A 25043-nucleotide genomic window follows, 5' to 3' on the forward strand; every position below is an offset into this window, starting at 1 on the left:
GGTCGCCGCCGGGCGGCCAGACTCGGTCAGTCGTCCCCGCGTCGCCGCCGGCGTTTGCGCAGTGTCCGGGTCGGCATCCCGACCGTCGGGCGGGCGTAGAGGTCGCCTTTCGCCCGTTGGTATTCCGCGCGGATGCGGCGACCGGCCGCGGGGGCGTCCGGTGCGGGCACCTCGGCGGCGGTGTGGGCGGGCCAGTTCGGTGGTTCCGCCGCACCACTGAGCGCCCAGGCAGCCTGGCGAGCCGCACCGAGTGCGACGTATTCGTTCGGTTGCGGGACGGTGATCGGGACGCCGAAGATCTGGGCGGCGATCTCGGCGACCAGTGCCGACCGTGCCGCGCCGCCGATCAACAGGATGCGGCGCACGCCGGTGCCGCGCGCACGGAGATGGTCGAGCGCCTCGGCCATATTGCAGAGCATGCCCTCGAAGGCGGCGCGGGCAACGTGGCTGGGCCGCATGGTCTCCGGCCGCAGACCGTGCAGGCGGCCGGTGGCATGCGGCAGGTTCGGTGTGCGTTCGCCGGACATGTAGGGCAGCAGGACGAGTCCTTCGGCGCCCGGCGGGGCCTGTGCGGCAAGCGATTCGAGCGTGGCGAGGTCGACACCGAGCAAATCGGCGGTGTATTCGAGGACGCGCGCCGCATTGAGGGTGCACACGAGGGGGAGGAATGCTCCTGTCGCGTCGGCGAATCCGGCCACCGCGCCGGTGGCATCGGCGCTGGGCGCGAGCGTGCGAGCGAAGACGGTGCCGCTGGTGCCGAGCGAGACCACTACGTCGCCGTCCTCGATGCCGAGACCCAATGCGGCTCCGGCATTGTCGCCGGTGCCCGCGGCGACGAGCACACCGGAAGGAGTGCGCCCGGCGGCCTCGGACGGCGCGAGCACCCGGGGCAGTTCGGGTGTGCGGCCGCGGAAGCCAAGGGCGAGTAGATCTTTGCGGTATTCACAGTCCGCGGGTGACCAGTAGCCGGTGCCCGAAGCGTCACCGCGATCAGTGGTCGGCTCGGGAGCGGCGCCCGAGCCGCCGCGTAGCCGCCAGGTCAGATAGTCGTGCGGCAGCATGATCCGGGCGGTGCGGTCGGCGAGGTCCGGCTCGTGGTCGGCCAGCCAGCGCAGCTTGGCCACGGTGAACGCGGCGACCGGGACACTGCCTACGGCGTCCGCCCACGCCTGCGGGCCGCCGAGCTCGAGAATCAGCTCGTCGGCCGCCGCCGCGGAGCGGACGTCGTTCCACAGCAGCGCATCGCGGACCGGCTGTCCCTCGGCATCGAGTGCGACCAAGCCGTGCTGCTGACCGGCCACCGCTATCGCGTCGACCTGTTCGAGTAACCCGGCACCGGCCGCGCACAACGCATCCCACCAGGCTTGCGGCGCCACCTCGGTGCCGTCCGGGTGCGGTGCGTGCGCCTGGTGCAGGATCTTGCCGGTCGCCGCGTCGCAGACGAGCACTTTGCAGGACTGGGTGGAGCTGTCCACCCCGGCCACCGTCGCCGCACACATAGCTCCACCTTGCACCCGACGCGCCTCGGCAGGCCGCATTTCGGGTATTGGATGACCGGATCGGGCACACTGGCCCGGTGACCGACGACCTGGACCGAGCTGCCGAGGTGCACGTCCGGACCGGTGCCGGGACACCGGTGCCAGAGCTGACCGACGCCTTGCTCACCGAGTTGCTCGACGACCCGCCCGACCCGCAATGTCCGGCCATTCTGATCAACCGCGGCGACCACGCGTACATCCGGACGCGGCTGCTGCCCGACGGCGTCTACGAACTAGAACATCGCGCCGACGGTGCCGACGAGCAATTCCAGATGTACACCCCCGACGCCCGCTTGGTGCGCGATGTCATGTGGGCATGGGTGGACGAGAACCTTTGGTGGCGTGATGGCGTCGCCTGGTATCGGGTCGATCCGGCGGTCGCGGAGGTGCAGTCCGTGCTCCGCGAATTCGAGGATCTGCTGGGTGGCATGTCGGTGTTGGACGGCATCCAGGAAACCATGGACGACGCGATGGCCCGCGCCGACGAGCTGCTGGCGACGGATATCGCCGAGTCGGCGCCGGAGACCGACGAATCACCGTAACGGCACGCGCGCGTCATCCGGTCGCCGCTCGTCGGTCAAATGCCGGGCCAGCCGTATTGGTCGGAGGCGGACGCGTGTCCCGCTTGTCGCGGCGCCGGCTCGGGTGCGCTCGGTGCGTACGCGGGGGCCTGTTGTGCGTCGGCCTGTTTGCTCATTTCTCGCCGAAGCTGTTCCATGTCCAGCCATTTGATCTGCTGGATCAGTTCTTCGAGTGTTTCGGCGGCCGGGACGCCCGCCTCCGAATACACCAGCAAGCCCTCCCGGAACGCCATCAAGGTGGGTAGCCCGGTGATCTGGGCGGCGGCGCTGAGCTCCTGCTCGGCCTCGGTATCGACCTTCGCGTGCACGATATCGGGATGCCGTTCCGACGACGATTCGAAGATCGGCGCGAAATGTCGGCACGGACCACACCACGCGGCCCACCAGTCGATCAAGACGATGGGATTGCTGGTGATCACGGTGTCGAAGTTCCGCTGGGTCAGAGTCAGGGTCGGCATGGGGTCCTCGCATTGATATTCGACAGAGCAACCCTGAATCCTCGCATGGGCTCGGAGGATCAGGAAGGCACCCCCCGGCGGTGTTGTTCGCTCGCTAGGAAATGCGCGATAGCGGTGTTGCATTCGTACAGTTCGCGGTAGTGCCGGTAGTACGAATCGTATTCTGCGGTGCGCTCAGGATAGGGCTCGACGGTGCCGATGACCGGGTTCCAGCTCGCGGTGTCGATCCCGGCGGCCGTCGCCGCGAGCAACGCGTCGCCGAGGCACGCGCCGATCGTTTCGGCCGGAAGTTGTTGCGGCAGACCGGTCACGTCCGAGACGATCTGCGTCCACAACCCGCCCTTGGTGCCGCCGCCGACCGCGACCAGACGCCCGGCGCGACCCCCGGCCTCGGTCATCGCCGCGAGATTGTGCCGCACCCCGTACGCGATGCCCTCGAGTGCCGCCCGGTACAACTCGGCGCGTCCGTGCCCGAGGGTCAGGCCCGCGATGATGCCCCTGGCAGCCGGGTCGAACAGGGGAGTGCGCTCCCCGGCGAAATAGGGCAACATCAACAGTCCACGGCTGCCGACCGGTACCTCGGCGGCCGCCGGGACGAGGTCGGCGAATTCGCCGCCGACCAGAGTGCGCAGCCAGTCGGTCACCGCCCCCGAGGTGGCCATGCCCGCGGCGAGAGTGTATGCGCCCGGCCAGGTTCCGCAGGTGCCCCACAGGCCTGGATGCGGGCGTGGAGCGGTCAGCACCTGCACCAGGAACATGGTGGTGCCGTACATGATCATCGCGTCGCCCGGCGCGCGGACACCGACGCTGGCGGCCTCGGCCCAGGCATCGATGGTGCCGGTGGTGACCGGAAGACCCACGGGGAGACCGGTGCTCGCCGCCGCCGCTTCGGTGACCCGGCCGACCACTTCGGTCGGCCAGGTGAGTTCCGGCAGCGGCAAGCCGGGGGCTACCTGCTCGGCCCAGTCGGTGGCCCATTCGCGCCGCCGCAGGTCGTACATCGGGACGCACTGGCTGGCCGATTGGTGATCGAGCACGTAGCGGCCGGTGAGTCGGTGCACCAGAAAGGAACTCGCCATCAGCAGCATGGCGGTGTTCGCGGCGACCGACGGTTCGTGGCGGGCGAGCCAGCGCAGTTTCGGGCCGACGGCTTGACTGGTGAGTGGTGAACCGGCGCGCTCCAGCACGGCCTGCGCGCCGAATTCGGTGTCGAGTTCGGCGATTTCGGCGGTAGCTCTGGTGTCGACGCCGTACAGGATGGCCGGGCGCAGTGGGCGACCGGTGGCGTCGGCCGGGAGCAGGCACGGGCCGATCCCGGAGACCGCGAGCCCGTCCAGGGTAGCGCCGTCCGCCGCGGCCACCAGGTCGCGAATGATCGCGACGAAGTCGGCCCACCACACCTTTTCCGCGTCGTGTTCCACCCAACCCGGCCGAGGCGTCGAAATATTGTGCGGCCGTGATGATCTAGCCAGGATGGTGCCGTCCGCCCCGGTCAGCACGCCCTTGGAGCTGGCGGTGCCGATGTCGACGCCGAGAAACATGCTGGTGCGGGTCAAGCCGGTCCCTCCCTGCACGCGGGGCCAGACGGTTGGTTTCAAGAAATACCAGGCGGGCCGGAGCCCGATGGCGAGATCCGGAAATCCGCGCGACGAGCCGGGCCGGAGACGCGCTGCCCGACTGCCTCGCCACCGCCGTTGCCTGCGGCGCAGCGGCGACCACGGCCCTGGGATCCAGTGCCGCACCGGACTTGACGGAGCTGCCACGGTGGCTCGCCCGGGTACCGCCCGCGCGTCCGGTCTGAAAATTCCGCCCGAGTTCATCATGTGTCCCTGCTATCGTTGCGTAGATGGCAACCGGCGAGGGTTCCAAATCTGTTGAGCCGGAAGCCAGTTCACCCGGCAATCGATATTGCGGCAGCACCGCGGGTACCCCCGGCCGCGGCAAGATCCTGGTCACCGACCTGGACGGCACGCTGCTCGGCGGCAGCACCGCCGATCGGCTGCGGCTGCGCAACGCGCTGGCGCGTCATCCCGAGGTGACGGTGGTCTTCGCGACAGGTCGCGGCATCGAATCGATCCGCGGGGTACTGGGCGACCCCCTTGTGCCGCAGCCGCGTTGGATCATCGCCGACGTCGGAGCCAGCATCATCGACGGTACGGACCTCACTCACGTCGCCACGCTGGAAACGCGGCTGCGCGCGGGTTGGCCCGGCACCGCGCGAATCCGCGCTGCGCTACGGCGCTTTTCGGCACTGAGCTATCAGGACGGCGTACCCCAGGACGGCCGCTGCTCGTTCCACCTGCCGCCCACGGCACTGACTCGAGAGCTGACCGACGCGGTCCGGGCGCTCGGCTGCTCTTGGCAGTACTCGGCGAGCACTTATTTCGACGTGCTGCCCGCGCAGGCGAACAAAGGAAACGCACTCGTCACGCTCGCCGATGAGCTGCACTGGCAGCGTGATTCGATACTGGTCGCCGGCGATTCCGGCAACGACCGCTCGATGTTCGGGCACGGCACGCACGGCGTGATCGTCGGCAACGCCGAACCCGCCTTATCGGAAGCGGTACCCGAATCGGAAGCGGCGCATCGCCCAGACCTGCCGGGCGCGGCGGGTATCGTCTCGGCTCTTCAGGATCTCGGCTGGGTCGAACCCGACTACCCGCTGGTGGTCGGATACCACCGCGCACCGGTCACCTGGACCCCCGACGGCTGGCGGACACCATCGAGTCCCAACGGCATCCTGCCCACTTTGAACAGCCTGTTCACCGCGGACCTGCAAGCGGTGTGGGCGGCGGCCGTCGTCATCGAGCCCGACGAACCCCCGGTCCGCCTCGATGATCACGACACCGGCCTACCGCTCGCCTTCCTGCCGCTGACCTCCGCCGAATGGAGCGGATACTTCCACCGGGCGTGCAAGGAAGCGCTGTGGCCGGTCCTGATGTCCCAACCGCACCGGCTGCGTTTCGACCCCGCCGCCTGGGACGAATATCGGGCGGTGAATATCCGGTTCGCCGAGCACATCGGTGTCCGGGCCGCGCCGGGCGCGACCGTCTGGCTGCACGACTACAACCTGTGGCTCGTTCCTGGTCGACTGCGGGCGACGCGCCCCGACCTGCGGCTCGGCCTGTTCCACCACACTCCGTTTCCCGAGCCGGAGGTGTTCGCCGCGCTGCCGCCCGCCGCCGAGATCCGCGCGTCCCTCGGTTGCCTGGACTGGGCTGGCTTCCACACCCACGTCTTCGCCGAACGCTTCATCGGCTCCCTCGCTGAGCAGGACCCGGCACCCCAAGTGGGGGTGCATCCGCTCGGCGTCGACCGCGGCGCGATCGAAGCGCTGGCCCGTTCCCGTCCGGTTGACCGACGCGAAATGACTGGGCCCATTGTGCTTTCGGTCGAACGCCTGGACTACATCAAAGCCCCCGTGCAGAAGGTCGACGCCATCGCCGAGCTACTCACTCGCCATCCGGAATTACGCGGTGCGCTCCACTTCCGCCTCGTCTGCCCACCGCCCGAGCCCGGCGTCACCGCCTACGAGGCGACCAGGCAGGCACTGGAGCGCCGTATCGGCGAGGTCAACCACACCTGGTCGGTCGGCGGGTGGCAGCCCATCGAATACTTCCCGCAATTCCTGAGCTTCCCCGAGGTGATCGACCACTACCTGGCCGCGGACGTGTTCTGGGTGACCTCCCTGCAGGACGGCATGAACCTGACGGCGAAGGAATTCATCGCCGCGCAGGTGGCGGCGGGTCGGTCCGGCGTGCTGGTGCTCTCGCGGCACACCGGGGCCGCCGAGCAGCTCGGCGGCGGAGCCTTGCTGACGGAACCGAATTCACCGGCCGACCTCGTGGACACGCTGTACCGAGCGCTGCGGCTGCCCGCCGCGGAACGTCGAGCGCGGCTGGCTGAGCTGAGTGAGCTACTGGGGCGGCACAGTCCGGCAGCGTGGGCCGCCGAGATCATCGCCGCCATCCAGAACGCCCGGCCATCCCGGGTGCCAGCCGACTGGGCCGCATGAGTCCCGTCACGCGCCACTGAGCCGCGGAAATCGAATCAGCTACCGCGGCACGGTGTTCGCGGCACGCGGGTCACGTGGACGCGGGAAGCGTAGCGGCGCGATGTGTACACCGCCTTGACCCCAACCCGCGCTGGTGATCCACCAGCGGACGTCGTCGTGCACCAACTCGGCTGCGTGTGCGGCGATATGGCCCACCTTGTGGCCGATCCGGAAGCGAAAGGGGTTGTCGCTGCGGAACACATCGGTGCCGACGTAGCGCGGGCGCGGGCCGATGAACAGATACCACCAACCGTCCTGCTGAACGACGAAGGGGGACTCGGTATTTCCCGCTCCGGTGCCCTTGGTGGGGTCTGTGTAAGCGATGTGCCGGTGGCCCCAGTGCACCAGATCGGTGCTGGTGCGGTAGGCGACCACGTGGTGGCCGCCGGTTGGTGCACTGGTTGCGCAGTAGTACATCACCCACTGATCGCCGACCCGTGTCACCATCGGATCCCGTGCGTCGTACCCGTCACGGAACAGCGGACCGGATCGCCTGCGCACCCAATGGAACAAGTTGGTCGAGGTGGCCAGGTTGATTGCCGCGGCGGTCCGCTCCACACCCCCACCGGCATAGAACATGTAGTAGCGCCGATGCGCCGAGATCACGAACGGTGCCCAGAGATGCGTCTCGCCGTAGTCCCGGTCGATGTGCAGCGCAGGCGGCCGTTTCGTCCACGGTCCGAGTAGATCGTCTGCGGTCGCGTGCGCGAACTCGCGCTCGTTGTCCGGATCCGCGGGCTCCGGGTGCGTGATGCCGAACAGATGCCAGCGCCCGCTCACGTCCCGAACAATGGTGTGATCGTTGATGTACCAGTCCTCGGCCTCGCCGAGACCGGGATCGTAAATCCGCTTGAAGGCGCCCGCACTCACCACTTCGCGCATCGCCATGCGCACCATCATCCCGCCGTGCTCCGCGCACCGCCGCCGATCTCCCGCACCGATGCGGTTCCAGTATCGGGCCGTGGCCGAGTTCATCGCCGCGGTCGAAGCGCACCGGCACCCGCGGCGGCCAGCACAACGAACAGCACCGGAACGGCGAGTCCGACAATGAGACCGTAGCTTTGGGCCACGACGCCTATCAGGACGGGACCGGTGAAGAAGCCGAGGTAGCCGACGAACGAGACGTTGGCCCGAATCGGCCCCGCCTACACTGGTTTTGCGGGTTCGGCGCGGGAACAGGCCGGGCCCAGCAGAGAGTTTGATATGCATACCGATCTCACCCCACGCCGGTGGGTGGAGTTCGCCGAGATCGACAATGTGCGCGATCTCGGTGGCCTGCCCGTGAGCGGCGGCGGCACAACCCGTTTCGGGGTCGTCTATCGATCGAGCACACCGCAGCAGCTGTCCGAAACCGATCTGGCCCATTTGCTCGGCCCGGTGGGCTTGCGGACCCTCGTCGACCTGCGAATGCCCATGGAGGTGGCCCGGGAAGGGTACGGGCGACTCGCGAAAAGCACGGTGCGCCTGGTCAATCTCCCGGTCTGCGTCGCGGCGAGCACGGCCACCCCGGCCGAACTCGCACCGGACGCGCGCCGGTACGACCTGCGCAAGCTGTACCACGAACTGCTCAGTGGCAGTGCCGCATCGGTGGTGTCCGCGGCCCGACTGATCGCCGACACCAGCCGACATTCGGTAGTTTTCCATTGCGCCGCAGGCAAAGACCGGACGGGCGTCCTGGCCGCCATCCTGCTCGACGCGGTCGGTGTTCGGCCGGCAGCCATCGTCGCGGACTACGCACTCACCGCGGAACGCATCGAACGCATCCGTGCCCGGCTCGACGGCCTGCACTCCTATCACGGTCTGCCGCCGGTCCGGACCGGGATCCTCGCGGTCGACCCGGCAACCATGCTCCGGTTCGTGGACGATCTACACGCCGACTACGGCGGTGCCGCAGCCTGGTTGGGCGCGAACGGACTGACCGACGCGGAGCTGGCGGCCCTGCGCCGGGCTATGGTGGCTTGACTACTACGCGGCTTCCATGCTGCGCCGCAGATAGTCCGCGGTAATGGACTTTTCGTCGTCCAGCAGCGCCGAAGGTGTCCCGGTGAACACGATCTCACCGCCGTGCTTACCGCCGTCCGGGCCGAGATCGATCACCCAGTCCGCGCGTTTCACCACCTCCAGGTCGTGTTCGATGACGATCACCGTGTTGCCCGCGTCGACCAGTCGGTCCAGCAGCGCCAGCAAGGTGTCGACGTCGGCCATGTGCAGGCCGGTAGTGGGTTCGTCGAGGACGTAGATGCCGCCGCTGCGGTGCAGGTGGTCGGCCAGCTTGAGGCGCTGACGTTCACCGCCGGACAGCGAGCTGAGCGAGCGGCCCAGGGTGAGGTAGCCGAGGCCGACCTCGTTGAGCGACCACAGCGGCCTGCGAATCTTGCTGTCGGCGTGGCCGTCCCAGAAATCGAGGGCCTGCTCGGCGGTCATGTCCAGCACGTCGGCGATGGACGCGCCGCGCACCGTGTAGCCGAGCACCTCGGGCCGGTACCGCCTGCCGTGACAGGTCTGGCACACGGTGGTGATCGGGTCCATGTAGGCGAGGTCGGTGAAAATGACCCCCGCACCACCGCATTCGGGGCACGCCCCCGCGGAGTTGAAGCTGAACAGACCCGGCTTCACGCCGTGTTCCCGGGCGAACAGCTGCCGCAACGGATCCATGATGCCGATGTAGGTGGCCGGACTGGAGCGGCGGGACGTGTGTATTGCCGCCTGGTCCACCGCGATCGCGTCCGGGTGCGCGGCCAGGAACGCACCGGAGACCAGCGTGCTCTTACCCGAGCCCGCCACCCCCGTCACTGCGGTGAGCACACCGGTCGGGAACTCGGCCGTGACGTTCTTCAAGTTGTACAGATCGACGTCCTGCACGGTGAGCCAACCGGTCGGGGTGCGGGTCCGGTCCTTGACCGATTGCACCCGGCGCAGCCGCTCACCGGTCAGAGTTCCTGAGGCGCGCAGCTTTTCCACCGTGCCCTGGAACACGACCTGGCCGCCGTGCCCGCCCGCGCCGGGCCCCATGTCCACCACATGGTCGGCCACCGCGATGACATCGGGGGAGTGCTCGACCACCAGCACGGTATTTCCCTTGTCGCGCAACTGGACCAACAGGTGATTCAGCCTGCCGACGTCGCGCGGATGCATGCCGACGCTCGGTTCGTCGAAGATGTAGGTCATGCCGGTGAGGCTGGAACCGAGGTGCCGAACGACCTTGAGCCGCTGCGCCTCACCGCCGGATAGCGACGAAGTATCCCGGTCCAGGGAGAGGTAGCCGAGGCCGACCTCCTCGATCCGCCGCAACCGGGCCACCGCGGCGCGCGCGATCGGTTCCGCCAGCGGATCGCGGATCGCATCGAGCACCTCGATCAGCTCCGAAACCTCCAGCCTGCCGTAGTCCGCGATGCCGAGCCCGTCGATCCGGCTGGCCAGTGCCGCCGCGTTCAGCCGGGCGCCACCGCAGGTCGGGCAGATCTCCTCGGTGACCACCTCCCGCGCGGCCGCCTGATTCTTGTCCGACAGCGCGTCGAGATCCCGCTTGATGTAGAGGCGGTCGAACCGTTCGAGCAGACCTTCGTAGGCGTTGTGCCCCATCGAGCCGGTCCTGTTCAACCTGGGCACCCGAAAGCCGTTGCCGTGCAGGAACAGCTGCCACTCCTCGGCGGTGTAGTCGCGTAACGGCTTGTCCGGATCGAAAAGCCCGGACTCGGCGAAGAGCTGCCACTGGAAGGTGCCGATGGCGAACGGCCCGAAGGTGATAGCGCCCTCGTTGAGCGACTTGTCGGTGTCGAGCAGCTTGTCCAGGTTCGGCCGCACCACATGGCCGAGGCCGCCACATTCCGGACACATGCCGAGCGGGTCGTTGAACGAATAACGGGTCGCCTCCCCGGCGCTCGGCTCACTGTGCCGGGAGAACAGCACCCGGATGATCGAATGGATATCGGTCATGGTGCCGACCGTGGAGCGAGAGTTGCCGCCGATCGGCCGCTGGTCGACGACCACCGCGGGGGCCAGGTTGTCGATCGCGTCGGCTTCCGGTCGCTCGTACTTCGGCAGCCGGTTGCGAATGAACCAGGTGAAGGTCTCGTTGAGCTGGCGTTGTGACTCGACCGCGACGGTGCCGAAAACGACCGATGACTTGCCCGAACCGGACACCCCGGTGAAGACAACGATCTTGCCCTTGGGGATCTCCAGCGAGATGTTGCGCAGGTTGTTCTCGCGGGCTCCGACGATCTGGATGGTGTCTCGTTCTGTATTCACGGCGCCCACGGTATGCGGCAATGAGGTCAGGATCGGTCCTCATTCTGGGTGATACTGACATGGTGACCGAAACCGCCGCCCGACTGCTCCAATTGCTCTCGCTCCTGCAGACCCGACGCGAATGGACCGGTCCTGAGCTGGCCGAACGCCTCGGCGTGACGGTGCGCACGGTGCGTCGCGACATCGACCGATTGCGTGAGCTGGAGTACCCCGTGCACGCCAGCCTCGGCTCGGTCGGCGGCTACCGGCTGGAAGCGGGGACCGCGCTGCCGCCGCTGCTGCTCGACGACGAGGAGGCCGTGGCGATCACCCTGGGTTTGCGCAGCGCCGCTCAGGGCTCGGTGGCGGGTATCGAGGAGTCGGCCGCCCGGGCCCTGGTCAAACTTCAGCAGGTGCTGCCGTCCCGGCTGCGCGGACGGGTGGACGCGGTCGATTCGGCGACCGTCTCACTCGGCGGCCCGGCCGCCGGTCCGCGGGTCGATCCGGAGACGCTGGTCGTTCTGGCCGCAGCGGCCCGCGACGGTGAGCGAATACGCTTCCGCTATCGCGACAAGGGCGACGCGGAGAGCAAGCGATTCGCCGAGCCACACAGTCTCGTCTCCGCGGGCCGCCGTTGGTATCTGGTCGCCTGGGATGTGGACCGTGCGGACTGGCGGACCTTTCGGGTAGACCGGATCGAGGCACCCTACCCAACCGGAGTGCGGTGTGCGCCAAGGGATTTGCCCGCCGATGACGCCGCCGCGTTCGTCACCGCTCAGCTGGCTCGCTCCCGTCCCGCGCGCAGCGTGGTCTTCCTCGTGCACACCTCCGCCGAGCAACTGGCCGAAACCTTCCGAGTGCGACCGGAAGAGGTCGAGCCGATCGACGGCCGCAGCTGCCTGATCCGCACCAGCGCCGACTCACTGGAATGGACCGCTATCCGAATCGCCCATCTCGGCGTGGAGTTCGAGGTCCGTGAACCGCCGGAGATGCAACGCATGCTTGGCGACCTCGGCGCCAAACTTCTTCGTGCGGCGGGAAATCCGCAGCAGGCAGGGCCGGGTTGACGTGGGTTTGCCGGGGGCGAAGAAGACAGAACTGAAAAGCGACCGGTACCCCTCTTTTCATTACCGGTATACGACCGGTCGTGCGTTGCTATCGTTCCGCCATGTCGAACACGGGGGGCGCTCGGGTTGATGCCGAGGCGCCCGCGGAGGATCGGCCACCGATAGTGGAGGTCGATGACGAAGAGCGGCCCGCTCGGGAACTGAGCGGTTGGGCCGAACGGGTGGTGTCGGTGACTGCGTTCGCGGTCGCGATCCTGGTGGTATGGCAGGTGTTTCGGCCGTTGCCACAGGGCAGCCAGTACTATCTGGTGGTTTTCCTGGCGGCGACGTTGCCGCTGGTGTTCCTCGCGTATCGCTCGGGCTTACGGTTCCTGGATCGTGCGGACGGGCCAGGCGTGCTCGATTGGCTGCTGGCCGCTGTCTCGCTGGTGGTCTGTCTCTACCCGGTGCTGCCGTTGACGATCGGGTCGGGCGGCGGTGGGTACAACGCCTTCCTGGACAGGCAGGGTCTGCTGGATCCGGTCGATGTGGGCATGGGCGCGCTGCTGTTGTTGCTCGTGCTGGAGGCGTGCCGGCGGACCACCGGGTGGGTACTTCCGCTGGTCTGCCTGGTGTTCCTGGCCTACGGGTATTACGGAGGTTTCCTCCCGCAAGGATGGACGATCGCGCACGCGGGCTTGGACTTCGGGCAGATCGTCGACGCGCTGTACAACTCGGGCAGCGGGTTCTACGGCACACCGTTGGATGTCGCGGCCACCTACATCGTGCTGTTCACGCTGTACGGCGCCGTACTCGAATTCTCCGGTGCGGCACAGTTCTTCGTCGATTTGTCGGTGGCGGCGTTCCGTCGTTCGCGCGGTGCCGCCGGGCGGACCGCCGTCGCGTCGGGATTCCTGCTGGGCACGGTGTCCGGCTCGGGCACCGCGACCGCCGTGACCGTCGGCGCGGTCACCTGGCCGATCCTCAAGCGCGCGGGCTATCCGCCGGAGCAGGCGGGCGGCATGCTCGCCGCGGCCGGTGTCGGCGCGATCCTCTCGCCGCCGACGTTGGGTGTCGCGGCGTTCATCGTCGCCGAGTACCTCGAAGTGTCATATGTGACGGTGCTCGGCTGGGCCTTGATTCCGACGGTGCTCTACTACCTCGGCATCCTGCTGGCCGTGGAAATCGACGCACGCAGGCTCGACACCAAGCCGGTGGAGATCGGCGGCCCCTCGGCGTGGCGGCTGCTCCTGCGCTTCGGCTACCACTTCCTGTCGCTCATCGCGATCGTCGTGCTGCTGCTGATCGGCGTCACTGCCACCCGGGCCGTCGTATACGCCACGGTGCTGGCCTTCGTACTGTCCTTTCTCGACGCGCGGACCCGCGAGATCGCGCGTTCACCGCGCCGGGTCTTCTACTCGATCGGCAGCGGGGTGCGTGCCGCGCTGCCGGTGGTCGCGGTGTGTGCCTCGGCGGGCGTGATCACCGCGATGACGACCAAGACCGGCCTCGGCGCCCAGCTGGCCGCGTTGCTGGTGCGGGCGGCGAAATCGTTGTCGGACAATCACACTGTGGTGCTGGCTTGCACCGTCGTGCTCGCGGCGGGCGCGCTGGCCCTGCTCGGCCTCGCGGTACCGGTGACGGCCTCGTTCATCATCGGCTGGGCGATCATCGGCCCCGCCCTGCTCGCACTCGAAGTGCCCGCCCCGGCCGCGGCGATGTTCGTCTTCTACTACTCGGTGCTCTCCGAGGTGACGCCACCGACGGCGCTGGCGGCGGTGGGCGCCGCCGCGGTCACCGGCGCCAAAACGGTGCCGACGATGTGGCAGGCACTGAAATACGCACTGCCCGCGTTCCTGGTGCCTATCGTGTTCGTGCTCACCGAACCCGGTGAATACCTGCTCGGCCGCGGACCCTTCCTCGGCATCCTGTGGACCACGGCCGTTGCCTGTGTTGCTGTCGCCGCGCTCGCGGTGGCCACCGGTGGCTGGATTCTCGGGATCGGCCCCGCCCGGCCGGTCGCCCGGGCACTGGCCGCCGTCGGCGGTCTGTTGCTGCTGTACCTGGAGACCGGCGCGCTCATCGCCGGAACGGTCGTGCTCGCCGCGGCCATCGGGATCACTCTGCTCTCTCGAAGGAGGACGACATGAGAAGAGTCGCCATCATTTTCGCCGTCACCGCGGTATCGGCCGGACTGCTGACCGGATGTGGCGGGCGCCGGGACGCGCCGCACCACGATTCCGGTGCCGCCATCACCTGCGAGGTGAAGTCGGAGACCAGGGTCGGCATCGCGACCGGCAACGCGACCGGCGTGTACTTCGCGCTGGGCAACGCCTACGCCGACCAGGTCTCCCAGGCCACCGACGGCAAGGTGAAGGCGACCGCCGCCGAGACCGGCGCGTCCGTGCAGAACATCCAGCAGTTGGTCGCGGGCACTTACCAGGTGGCGTTCTCGCTCGCCGACACCGCCGCGGACGCCGTGCTGGGCACCGGCAGCTTCGACGGCAAAAAGCAACCGGTGCAGGCGCTTTCCCGGCTCTACCCGAACTACACCCAGGTGGTTGTCCGCACCGGCGCCAACATCAACTCGGTCGCCGACCTGCGCGGCAAGCGCGTGTCCACCGGCTCGCCCAAGTCGGGCACCGAAGTGATCGCGCAGCGCGTGCTGCAGGCTGCGGGCCTGAACCCGGACAGTGACATCTCCGCTCAGCGCCTGGATCTCACCAAGACCGTCGACGGTATGAAGGACGGCACCATCGACGCCATGTTCTTCTCCGGTGGCCTGCCGACCCCCGGCATCACCGACCTGTTCACCTCGGCCAAGGACAAGGTCCGCTTCCTCGACATCGCCGACCAACTCCCCGCCATGCGCAAGGTAAGCCCGGTCTATGAGGAGGGCACCATCCCCGCGGCCACCTACGGCCTGCCCGCCGACGCGAAAACCATTGTCGTGCCGAACGTCCTCCTGGTCCGCGACGACCTCGACGCCGACCTGGCCTGCGTCCTGTCCAAGACCCTCTTCGACCGCAAACCCCAACTCGAACAAGCCAACTCCGCCGCAAAGGGCATTTCGCGCGACACTGCCCGTGACACCGACCCGGTCCCGCTGCATCGCGGCGCCGAGCACGCACTGACCAAGTAGGAGCGACGTCAGCCCTGACCCACGAGCGCGCAGGCGGATCGCCGCGCCAGTGGGTCGGCCGACGGCTGCTGTCGATGACGCCGCGCAGGTGGGCGAGCTGGTTGTGGCGATCGCGGGCGCGCCGAGGAGGACGAGATGAGAAGAGTGGCGATCGTTTTCGCCGTGGTGTCGGTGTCGGCGGGGTTCGTCACCGGATGCGCGGAAGGCCAGGGCGGCACGCCCACCGATTCCGGTGCACCGGTTACCTGCGAGGTGAAACACGGGACGGAGGTCGACATCGCCACCGGGAACGCGACCGGCGTGTACGCGGCGCTCGGTAATGCTTTCGCCGACCAGATCTCGCTGGCCACCGACGGCAAGGTGACGGCGACCGCGTCGGAAACCCTCGCGTCCGTCCAGAACATCCAACAGCTGGTCGAGGGCAAGTACCAGGTGGCCTTCGCGCTGGCCGACGTCGCCGCCGACGCGGTGCTGGGTATCGGAACCTTCGACGGCGACAAGCAGCCGGTGCAAGCGCTGTCGCGGCTCTATCCGAGCTACACGGAGGTGATCGTGCGCGCCGACTCCGACATCACCACCATCGCCGACCTGCGCGGCAAGCGGGTATCGACCGGTTCGCCCAAGTCGGGCACCGAGGCGCTCGCCCGCCGCGTCCTGCGAGCAGGCGGGTTGAACCCGGACAGTGATATCGCGGTCGATCGCCTGGAGCTCACCAAGGCCGTCGCTCGGATGAAGGACGGCTCGCTCGACGCACTGTTCTTCTCCGGCGGTTTGCCGACGCCGGGTCTCACCGAGCTGTTCAGCTCGGGCCGGGGCAGGTACCGCCTGCTCGACACCTCCGAACAGCTGAGTGGGATGCGCATCCTGAGCCCGGTCTACGAATTGGGCACCATCCCCGCGGCCACCTATGGACTGTCCGAAGACGTGCCGTCCATCGTCGTCCCGAACGTCCTCCTCGTCCGCGACGACCTCGACGCCGACTTGGCCTGCGTGCTGACCAAGACGCTCTTCGATCGCAAACCTCAGCTGGAACAGGCGAACGCCGCCGCGAAAGGGATCGTTCGCGACGACGCACGCGACACCGGCCCGGTTCCGCTGCACCGCGGGGCGCGGCACGCACTGGCCAACTGACGGGGGCTGCGCGAAGGCGCTTCGGCGATGCTCGGATGAAGTTCCGGTGGCTTGAGTCACATTCGTGTGATTCAAGCGGGCCCAGGGCCGATGCCAGGGCCCTTGACCTGCGAAATCTCGGGCTGCGCAGGCGATTTGACGTGGCGTTCGCCGCCGCGTAACTTTATCCAAGTCAGAGCGACACGGACACCGACCCGGAGCCGAGAAGCTCAGCGAGATGCTGAGCGGATGGACCGGGACACGAGGTAGTACGAGGAGCGCCTGACGCTCACACTGGCTTGATCGAGACCCCGATTTGGATCTGGGGGAGCGGCTGAGCTAAGCTGGATAAGTTGCCTCACGGACGAACCGGTTAGCGCCGGGGGTGAAGTGTGTGCGTGTGTTCTTTGAGAACTCAATAGTGTGTCGATGAATGTCAGTGCCAATTGTTTAATTGGTTCCGGCCTCTCATACCCCCCGGTTGATGAGGTCGGACATTTAGTCAGCAAATTATTTTTGCTGGCGTTTTGTTTTGCTAGGTTTTCGGACTCTAGTTTAGATCTGATTGCACCCTTCGGGGTGTGGTTGTGAGTCTTCAACGGAGAGTTTGATCCTGGCTCAGGACGAACGCTGGCGGCGTGCTTAACACATGCAAGTCGAGCGGTAAGGCCCTTCGGGGTACACGAGCGGCGAACGGGTGAGTAACACGTGGGTGATCTGCCTCGCACTTCGGGATAAGCCTGGGAAACTGGGTCTAATACCGGATATGACCTTCCAGTGCATGCTGGTTGGTGGAAAGATTTATCGGTGCGAGATGGGCCCGCGGCCTATCAGCTTGTTGGCGGGGTAACGGCCCACCAAGGCGACGACGGGTAGCCGACCTGAGAGGGTGACCGGCCACACTGGGACTGAGACACGGCCCAGACTCCTACGGGAGGCAGCAGTGGGGAATATTGCACAATGGGCGAAAGCCTGATGCAGCGACGCCGCGTGAGGGATGACGGCCTTCGGGTTGTAAACCTCTTTCGACAGGGACGAAGCGAAAGTGACGGTACCTGTAGAAGAAGCACCGGCCAACTACGTGCCAGCAGCCGCGGTAATACGTAGGGTGCGAGCGTTGTCCGGAATTACTGGGCGTAAAGAGCTTGTAGGCGGTCTGTCGCGTCTTCTGTGAAAACTTGGGGCTCAACCTTAAGCTTGCAGGCGATACGGGCAGACTAGAGTACTTCAGGGGAGACTGGAATTCCTGGTGTAGCGGTGAAATGCGCAGATATCAGGAGGAACACCGGTGGCGAAGGCGGGTCTCTGGGAAGTAACTGACGCTGAGAAGCGAAAGCGTGGGTAGCGAACAGGATTAGATACCCTGGTAGTCCACGCCGTAAACGGTGGGTACTAGGTGTGGGTTTCCTTCCACGGGATCCGTGCCGTAGCTAACGCATTAAGTACCCCGCCTGGGGAGTACGGCCGCAAGGCTAAAACTCAAAGGAATTGACGGGGGCCCGCACAAGCGGCGGAGCATGTGGATTAATTCGATGCAACGCGAAGAACCTTACCTGGGTTTGACATACACCGGAAACCTGCAGAGATGTAGGCCCCCTTGTGGTCGGTGTACAGGTGGTGCATGGCTGTCGTCAGCTCGTGTCGTGAGATGTTGGGTTAAGTCCCGCAACGAGCGCAACCCTTGTCCTGTGTTGCCAGCGCGTAATGGCGGGGACTCGCAGGAGACTGCCGGGGTCAACTCGGAGGAAGGTGGGGACGACGTCAAGTCATCATGCCCCTTATGTCCAGGGCTTCACACATGCTACAATGGCCGGTACAGAGGGCTGCGATACCGTGAGGTGGAGCGAATCCCTTAAAGCCGGTCTCAGTTCGGATCGGGGTCTGCAACTCGACCCCGTGAAGTTGGAGTCGCTAGTAATCGCAGATCAGCAACGCTGCGGTGAATACGTTCCCGGGCCTTGTACACACCGCCCGTCACGTCATGAAAGTCGGTAACACCCGAAGCCGGTGGCCTAACCCCTTGTGGGAGGGAGCCGTCGAAGGTGGGATTGGCGATTGGGACGAAGTCGTAACAAGGTAGCCGTACCGGAAGGTGCGGCTGGATCACCTCCTTTCTAAGGAGCACTTCTCCGGACATGCCCACACAGGTGGGAGTGTTGTTCTGGCAGAGACCGTTTCGGATGCATACGTCATCCGGCGGACGCTCATGGGTGGAACACTGACAAGCTTTCTTGCCATCGACTCTTCCTCGGTGGAGAGTCGGCGAGGGATATATCGGCACACTGTTGGGTCCTGAGAGAACACGCGAGTGTTTCTCTGGGCAAGATAACGATCCACTCGGATCTCCTCGATACCGCAGGGTTTTTGCTTTGTTGGTCTGGGAATTGGGTTCGAGTGGGTGTGTTGTTTGAGAACTGCACAGTGGACGCGAGCATCTTTGTTAGTAAGTGTTTAAGAGCGTACGGTGGATGCCTTGGCACCAGGAGCCGATGAAGGACGTAGGAGGCTGCGATAAGCCTCGGGGAGCTGTCAACCGAGCTGAGATCCGAGGATTTCCGAATGGGGAAACCCAGCACGAGTGATGTCGTGTTACCCGCATCTGAATATATAGGGTGTGTGGAGGGAACGTGGGGAAGTGAAACATCTCAGTACCCACAGGAAGAGAAAACAATTGTGATTCCGTGAGTAGTGGCGAGCGAAAGCGGATGAGGCTAAACCATGTACATGTGATACCCGGCAGGGGTTGTGTATGTGGGGTAGTGGGGCTCATTTTCTTGGTTCTGCCGAGCCAAGCGGGAGTCAGAAACCGTTGGGTTAGTCGAAGTGGTCTGGAACGGCCTGTCGTAGAGGGTGAGAATCCCGTAGACGAAAACTCAGCGGCTCTTGTAGTGAGTACCCGAGTAGCAGCGGGCCCGTGAAATCTGCTGTGAATCTGCCGGGACCACCCGGTAAGCCTGAATACTCCCTGGTGACCGATAGCGGACTAGTACCGTGAGGGAAAGGTGAAAAGTACCCCGGGAGGGGAGTGAAATAGTACCTGAAACCGTGCGCTTACAATCCGTCAGAGCCTGCGAGTCGTTTGGTCGGCTGTGGGTGATGGCGTGCCTTTTGAAGAATGAGCCTGCGAGTTAGTGGCATGTGGCGAGGTTAACCCGTGTGGGGTAGCCGTAGCGAAAGCGAGTCCGAATAGGGCGTTTCGAGTCGCATGTTCTAGACCCGAAGCGGAGTGATCTACCCATGGCCAGGGTGAAGCGACGGTAAGACGTCGTGGAGGCCCGAACCCACTTAGGTTGAAAACTGAGGGGATGAGCTGTGGGTAGGGGTGAAAGGCCAATCAAACTCCGTGATAGCTGGTTCTCCCCGAAATGCATTTAGGTGCAGCGTCACGTGTTTCACGCCGGAGGTAGAGCTACTGGATGGTCTAGGGGGCCTACAAGCTTACCGAAATCAGCCAAACTCCGAATGCCGGTGTGTGAGAGCGTGGCAGTGAGACTGCGGGGGATAAGCTTCGTAGTCGAGAGGGAAACAGCCCAGATCGCCGGCTAAGGCCCCTAAGCGTGTACTAAGTGGAAAAGGATGTGAAGTCGCGAAGACAACCAGGAGGTTGGCTTAGAAGCAGCCACCCTTGAAAGAGTGCGTAATAGCTCACTGGTCAAGTGATTTTGCGCCGACAATGTAGCGGGGCTCAAGTACACCGCCGAAGCCGCGGCACTCCAACATTACATCCGCCACAGACTACGGTTTGTGGTGCAGTGGTTGGGGTGGGTAGGGGAGCGTCCTATAGCCATGGAAGCAGCAGGGTGACCTAGTTGTGGAGGCTATGGGAGTGAGAATGCAGGCATGAGTAGCGAAAGACGAGTGAGAAACTCGTCCGCCGAATGACCAAGGGTTCCTGGGCCAGGTTAATCCGCCCAGGGTGAGTCGGGACCTAAGGCGAGGCCGACAGGCGTAGTCGATGGACAACGGGTTGATATTCCCGTACCCGTGTATCCGCGCCCATGATGAATCAGTTGTGCTAAGTGTCCAAAAGCGGATGGACTCCCTTCGGGGAGCCGGATGTGGCTGCACACGACCCCGGCTGGTAGTAGTCAAGCGATGGGGTGACGCAGGAAGGTAGCTGGGCCAGTCAGTGGTTGTACTGGTGTAAGCCTGTAGGGCGAACGGTAGGCAAATCCGCCGTTCATACAGCCTGAGAGGTGATGCGTAGCCGATTGAGGCGAATTCAGTGATCCTATGCTGCCGAGAAAAGCCTCTAGTGAGTTGGTACACGGCCCGTACCCCAAACCGACACAGGTGGTCAGGTAGAGAATACTAAGGCGATCGAGAGAACTGTGGTTAAGGAACTCGGCAAAATGCCCCCGTAACTTCGGGAGAAGGGGGACCACAACCGGTGACGGGACTTGCTTCCTGAGCTGGGGGTGGTCGCAGAGACCAGAGAGAAGCGACTGTTTACTAAAAACACAGGTCCGTGCGAAGTCGTAAGACGATGTATACGGACTGACGCCTGCCCGGTGCCGGAAGGTTAAGAGGACCGGTTAGCCACTTCGGTGGCGAAGCTGAGAATTTAAGCCCCGGTAAACGGCGGTGGTAACTATAACCATCCTAAGGTAGCGAAATTCCTTGTCGGGTAAGTTCCGACCTGCACGAATGGCGTAACGACTTCTCTGCTGTCTCAACCACAGACTCGGCGAAATTGCATTACGAGTAAAGATGCTCGTTACGCGCGGCAGGACGAAAAGACCCCGGGACCTTCACTATAGCTTGGTATTGGTGTTCGGTACGGTTTGTGTAGGATAGGTGGGAGACTGTGAAGCGGGCACGCCAGTGTTCGTGGAGTCATCGTTGAAATACCACTCTGATCGTATTGGACTTCTAACCTCGGACCATGATCTGGTTCAGGGACAGTGCCTGGTGGGTAGTTTAACTGGGGCGGTTGCCTCCTAAAATGTAACGGAGGCGCCCAAAGGTTCCCTCAGCCTGGTTGGCAATCAGGTGTCGAGTGCAAGTGCACAAGGGAGCTTGACTGTGAGAGCGACAGCTCGAGCAGGGACGAAAGTCGGGACTAGTGATCCGGCACCGGCAAGTGGAAGCGGTGTCGCTCAACGGATAAAAGGTACCCCGGGGATAACAGGCTGATCTTCCCCAAGAGTCCATATCGACGGGATGGTTTGGCACCTCGATGTCGGCTCGTCGCATCCTGGGGCTGGAGTAGGTCCCAAGGGTTGGGCTGTTCGCCCATTAAAGCGGCACGCGAGCTGGGTTTAGAACGTCGTGAGACAGTTCGGTCTCTATCCGCCGCGCGCGTCAGAAACTTGAGGAAGGCTGTCCCTAGTACGAGAGGACCGGGACGGACGAACCTCTGGTGTGCCAGTTGTTCCGCCAGGAGCACCGCTGGTTAGCTACGTTCGGAAGGGATAACCGCTGAAAGCATCTAAGCGGGAAGCCTGTTCCAAGATGAGGTTTCTCACCACCTTCGAGTGGTTAAGGCCCCCCACAGACCATGGGGTTGATAGGCCAGAACTGGAAGCCCGGTAACGGGTGTAGGTGACTGGTACTAATCGGCCGAGGACTTACCAACAAAGAAGCTACGCGTCCACTGTGCAGTATCTGAAACAACACACACCTATCCGTGACCACGGGTTGAGAGTGAGGATTTCAGAGGCTCGCGCCCCTGAACTCATCCCGCTCACATCGGGTGGGGTTTCAGGGGCCGCAGGCCCCTGAGAATCTCTCTGGTGAACCTGGGACATGGAGTGTGGACAGTTTCATAGAGTTACGGCGGCCATAGCGGCAGGGAAACGCCCGGTCCCATTCCGAACCCGGAAGCTAAGCCTGCCAGCGCCGATGGTACTGCACTCGACAGGGTGTGGGAGAGTAGGACACCGCCGGAACATCCTTCACGAAAGCCCCCCAGCACCGCTGGGGGGCTTTCGTCGTCTCTACCGCCGAAAAACTTCGGCCTTCCAGACGCACCGCCGTGCCGAATGTCAGCCGACCATTCCGGATCTCCCGGCCGCCAACGCCGCGCTCAGTTCCCGGGCCGTGTCTAGTGTCGCCGAAATGTATTCGTCCCGTTCAGATTTGGCTGACTCCGCGCGCAGCGGACCGAGCTGCACTTCGAACGCGGCAGTACCTGTCGCGTCGAAAACCGGCGCGGCGAGGTAACTCAACGGAAGCGCATCGTCAGAATCCAGCTCATCTCTGCTGAACGGCCGGGACGTCAGCGTCGCGAGCTGGCGTAGGGCGCGCGTACGCAAATGGGGTTGCAGCAGTTCGGTTCCCACGGCGCCGAGCAGATCCGCCAGCAGATCGACCATGCCCGCATCATCGACGCGCGGACGGAACACCGCTACCCCCCGCTCTCGGACGAGGCTCAGCAGCGAGCCCGCCGTGCGGCGGTCCGCACCGGGGGCCGTGGCCGTCCAGGTGTTCTGTTCGCTGGCAGACCGCCAAGGCATGACGCTCGCTCCGGCCGGGAATTGCAACGGAATACGATGTCCGACCGGGATTCCCGGAACAACGCGGTCGGCGCCGTGCCGGACGTCGAGGACGGTGAGCCGGTCGGGCTCGATGCGGCTGAAGGTCGCCCCACATCCGGTGCGTTCGGCGAGTGCGGCGAGGATATCGCCGACACCGTGGGGGAGCGAGACGCCGTGCAGGCCGGCGAGGGCGGGGCCGATGGTGTACCCGCGGTTCGGATCCCGCCCGACCCAGCCCGCTGCATCCAGTTCGGTCAGTACCGCGGTCGCGGTGGCGCGGGCGATATCGAGGCGCTCGGCGATTCCCGCGACACTGATCGGTTCCGTCGACGCCGCCAGCAGGGAAACGATGTCGATGACGCGGCGCGTCGGCGGGGACGCGGATCGGTCCGGCATGGCGTAACCCCTTGTTTCTGCGCGGGCGGGCAACCTACTATGTGTCGAATATTAGAGCACAAGGTGTCGAATATTCGACGCACCCACCGTCACCCCGGTGAGCGGCAAACCGGAGGTGGGGCGGTCGCATATGGCGCGGATGGAGCGCGAATGATTCTGGATCGGTTTCGGATTGACGGGCAGGTCGCCGTGGTCACGGGCGCGGGTCGCGGCTTGGGCGCGGCCATCGCGGTGGCCTTCGCCGAGGCAGGCGCCGACGTCGTCCTCGCGGCACGCACCAAGAGCCAGCTGGACGAGGTTGCCGAGCGGGTGACCGCGGCAGGACGCCAGGCGCACGTGGTGCCCGCGGACCTCAGCGACATCGAGGCCACCGCGGCACTCGCCACCGCGGCCGTAGAGCGCTTCGGTCGGCTGGACATCGTGGTGAACAATGTCGGCGGTGCGCTGCCGTGCCCACTGCTCGACACCACACCTCAGGCCCTGGTGGACGCATTCAACTTCAACGTCACCAACGCGCACGCACTGGTCCGCGCCGCGGTGCCGCACATCCTCGAAACCGCCGGTGGCGGCTCCATTCTCAACATCACCTCGACCATGGGCCGACTCCCGGGCCGGGCCTTCGCGGCCTACGGCACCGCCAAGGCCGCGCTCGCGCACTACACCAAACTGGCCGCCCTCGACCTGAATCCGCGTATCCGGGTAAACGCCATCGCCCCGGGCTCGATCCTGACTTCCGCCTTGGAGATCGTCGCGGCCAATGACGCGATGCGCACGCAATTGGAAACCAAGACGCCACTGCACCGAATCGGCGACCCCGAGGACATCGCCGCGGCAGCGCTCTACCTGGTGTCTCCGGCGGGCAAATACCTCACCGGCAAGGTGCTCGAACCCGACGGCGGCTTGATCTCCCCGAACCTCGACCTCTCGATTCCGGATCTGTGACATGACTTATCGCGTAGTGCAATGGGGGACAGGCAATGTCGGCAGGCATGCGCTGGCGGGCATTATCGCCAACCCCGACCTGGAGCTGGCGGGTGTGTGGGTCTCGGGCTCGGCGAAGTCCGGACTGGATGCGGGAACCCTTGCCGGACTGGATCATCCAGTAGGCGTGACGGCGACGACCGATGCCGACGCGCTCCTGGCCGCTCGTCCTGATTGCGTCGTCTACTGCTCGATGACCGACAACCGCTTGATGGAAGCCGTGAGCGACCTACAGCGAATCCTCGGCGCCGGAATCAACGTCGTCGCCTGCGCGCCGGTGTTCTTCCAATACCCATACGGCGTCCTCCCCGACAACCTGCTGAAACCGGTGCAAGAGGCTGCGGCGCACGGCAATTCGTCGCTATGGGTCAACGGTATCGACCCTGGCTTCGCCAATGACCTACTGCCGCTGGCACTCGCGGGCACCTGCCTGCGCATCGATCAGCTCCGCTGTCTGGAGATCGTCGACTACGCCAGCTACGACAATCGCGAGGTCATGTTCGACATCATGGGATTCGGCAAGCCGCTCGACGATATCCCGATGCTGCTCCAGCCCGGCGTGCTGTCGCTCGCCTGGGGCGGCACCGTGCGCCAACTAGCCGCGGGCATCGGCGTCACCCTCGACGCGGTCACCGAAACCTACGAGCGGATCCCGGCGGCGCACGACTTCGACATCGCCACCGGCCACATCGCCGAGGGTACTGCGGCCGCACTGCGTTTCGAGGTGCGCGGCATGGTCGGCGACCGCCCCGTGACGGTCCTGGAACACGTCACCCGACTACATCCCGACCTCTGCCCGGACTGGCCCCAACCTGCCCACCAGGAAGGCTCCTACCGCGTCGAGATAACCGGAGAGCCCAGCTACGCAATGGATTTGGTGGCCTCGAGCCGCAACGGCGACCACAACCACGCCACCCTCCTCGCCACCGCCATGCGCATAGTCAACGCAGTCCCCGCCGTAGTCCGAGCGGACCCAGGCATATTGACGGCCTTGGACCTGCCCCTGATCGCGAACCCCGCTCAGCGGTAGA

Annotated in this window: 14 protein-coding genes, 3 rRNA genes and 1 pseudogene; 12 read left to right on the plus strand and 6 right to left on the minus strand. The window is 65.3% G+C overall.

The genetic code is table 11. The annotated features are described in order from the left end of the window. Positions 1-26 precede the first annotated feature (26 nt). Entirely contained in the window at positions 27-1499 is a 1473-nt protein-coding gene (xylB, locus tag ACFK0J_RS18755) for a xylulokinase (protein ID WP_378742037.1), read from the minus strand. 77 nt (positions 1500-1576) lie between these two features. Between xylB and ACFK0J_RS18760 the strand changes: the two genes are divergently transcribed. Further along, complete coding sequence (locus tag ACFK0J_RS18760; protein ID WP_378742039.1) at positions 1577-2080, plus strand: hypothetical protein; 504 nt, start codon at positions 1577-1579, stop codon at positions 2078-2080. A gap of 131 nt (positions 2081-2211) precedes the next feature. Here the strand turns inward: ACFK0J_RS18760 and ACFK0J_RS18765 are convergent. Together ACFK0J_RS18765 and ACFK0J_RS18770 are read right to left on the minus strand one after the other, a co-directional pair. Next, positions 2212-2577, minus strand: a pseudogene (locus ACFK0J_RS18765) (thioredoxin family protein); the annotation flags it as partial. 59 nt (positions 2578-2636) lie between these two features. Continuing rightward, positions 2637-4133, minus strand: a complete 1497-nt coding sequence (locus ACFK0J_RS18770) for an FGGY-family carbohydrate kinase (RefSeq protein WP_378742041.1) — start codon at positions 4131-4133, stop codon at positions 2637-2639. A 290-nt stretch (positions 4134-4423) separates the two neighbouring features. On the opposite strand from ACFK0J_RS18770, the gene ACFK0J_RS18775 reads away from it, so the two are divergent. Further along, positions 4424-6592 carry an HAD-IIB family hydrolase gene (locus ACFK0J_RS18775; protein WP_378742044.1) on the plus strand — a complete coding sequence of 723 codons (2169 nt, stop codon included), beginning with the start codon at positions 4424-4426 and terminating at the stop codon, positions 6590-6592. 39 nt (positions 6593-6631) lie between these two features. Here ACFK0J_RS18775 and ACFK0J_RS18780 read toward each other — a convergent pair whose 3' ends face one another. Continuing rightward, the gene (locus ACFK0J_RS18780; RefSeq protein WP_378742046.1) at positions 6632-7519 is read right to left on the minus strand and encodes a glycosyl hydrolase family 32; all 888 of its coding nucleotides are present in this window, start codon (positions 7517-7519) and stop codon (positions 6632-6634) included. Positions 7520-7834: 315 nt separating this feature from the next. Between ACFK0J_RS18780 and ACFK0J_RS18785 the strand changes: the two genes are divergently transcribed. Further along, positions 7835-8593, plus strand: coding sequence for a tyrosine-protein phosphatase (locus ACFK0J_RS18785; RefSeq protein ID WP_378742048.1), 759 nt, complete (start codon positions 7835-7837; stop codon positions 8591-8593). Positions 8594-8596: 3 nt separating this feature from the next. On the opposite strand, the gene ACFK0J_RS18790 is transcribed toward ACFK0J_RS18785, so the two are convergent. After that, entirely contained in the window at positions 8597-10879 is a 2283-nt protein-coding gene (locus ACFK0J_RS18790) for an ATP-binding cassette domain-containing protein (protein WP_378742051.1), read from the minus strand. A gap of 62 nt (positions 10880-10941) precedes the next feature. Here ACFK0J_RS18790 and ACFK0J_RS18795 point away from each other — a divergent pair, with 62 nt between their 5' ends. From ACFK0J_RS18795 to rrf, 7 genes are all read left to right on the plus strand, one after another. Next, positions 10942-11925 (plus strand): helix-turn-helix transcriptional regulator, encoded by a 984-nt coding sequence (locus tag ACFK0J_RS18795; protein WP_378742901.1) that lies wholly within the window; start codon positions 10942-10944, stop codon positions 11923-11925. Between the two features lie 101 nt (positions 11926-12026). Then, complete coding sequence (locus ACFK0J_RS18800) at positions 12027-14054, plus strand: TRAP transporter permease (protein ID WP_378742053.1); 2028 nt, start codon at positions 12027-12029, stop codon at positions 14052-14054. After that, positions 14051-15046: a TAXI family TRAP transporter solute-binding subunit gene (locus tag ACFK0J_RS18805; protein ID WP_378742056.1), complete on the plus strand. Its 996-nt coding sequence runs from the start codon at positions 14051-14053 to the stop codon at positions 15044-15046. The genes ACFK0J_RS18800 and ACFK0J_RS18805 overlap by 4 nt, the downstream gene beginning before the upstream one ends. Before the next feature lie 135 nt (positions 15047-15181). Further along, on the plus strand, positions 15182-16177 hold the full coding sequence (locus tag ACFK0J_RS18810) for a TAXI family TRAP transporter solute-binding subunit (RefSeq protein WP_378742058.1): 996 nt from the start codon (positions 15182-15184) through the stop codon (positions 16175-16177). Between the two features lie 574 nt (positions 16178-16751). Continuing rightward, positions 16752-18270, plus strand: a 16S ribosomal RNA gene (locus ACFK0J_RS18815). Positions 18271-18597: 327 nt separating this feature from the next. Further along, positions 18598-21734 (plus strand): 23S ribosomal RNA (locus ACFK0J_RS18820). 196 nt (positions 21735-21930) lie between these two features. Then, positions 21931-22047: ribosomal RNA gene (gene rrf / locus ACFK0J_RS18825) — 5S ribosomal RNA — on the plus strand. The 16S, 23S and 5S rRNA genes sit together here, the layout of an rRNA operon. Before the next feature lie 96 nt (positions 22048-22143). On the opposite strand, the gene ACFK0J_RS18830 is transcribed toward rrf, so the two are convergent. Beyond that, positions 22144-23031: a helix-turn-helix domain-containing protein gene (locus ACFK0J_RS18830; RefSeq protein ID WP_378742060.1), complete on the minus strand. Its 888-nt coding sequence runs from the start codon at positions 23029-23031 to the stop codon at positions 22144-22146. A gap of 150 nt (positions 23032-23181) precedes the next feature. Here ACFK0J_RS18830 and ACFK0J_RS18835 point away from each other — a divergent pair, with 150 nt between their 5' ends. Both ACFK0J_RS18835 and ACFK0J_RS18840 read left to right on the plus strand, forming a co-directional pair. Beyond that, positions 23182-23973, plus strand: coding sequence for an SDR family oxidoreductase (locus ACFK0J_RS18835; protein WP_378742063.1), 792 nt, complete (start codon positions 23182-23184; stop codon positions 23971-23973). Position 23974: 1 nt separating this feature from the next. Then, entirely contained in the window at positions 23975-25042 is a 1068-nt protein-coding gene (locus ACFK0J_RS18840) for a diacylglycerol kinase (RefSeq protein ID WP_378742066.1), read from the plus strand. Position 25043 lies beyond the last annotated feature (1 nt).

This window comes from Nocardia brasiliensis (assembly GCF_042691675.1).
GTDB lineage: Bacteria > Actinomycetota > Actinomycetes > Mycobacteriales > Mycobacteriaceae > Nocardia > Nocardia brasiliensis_D.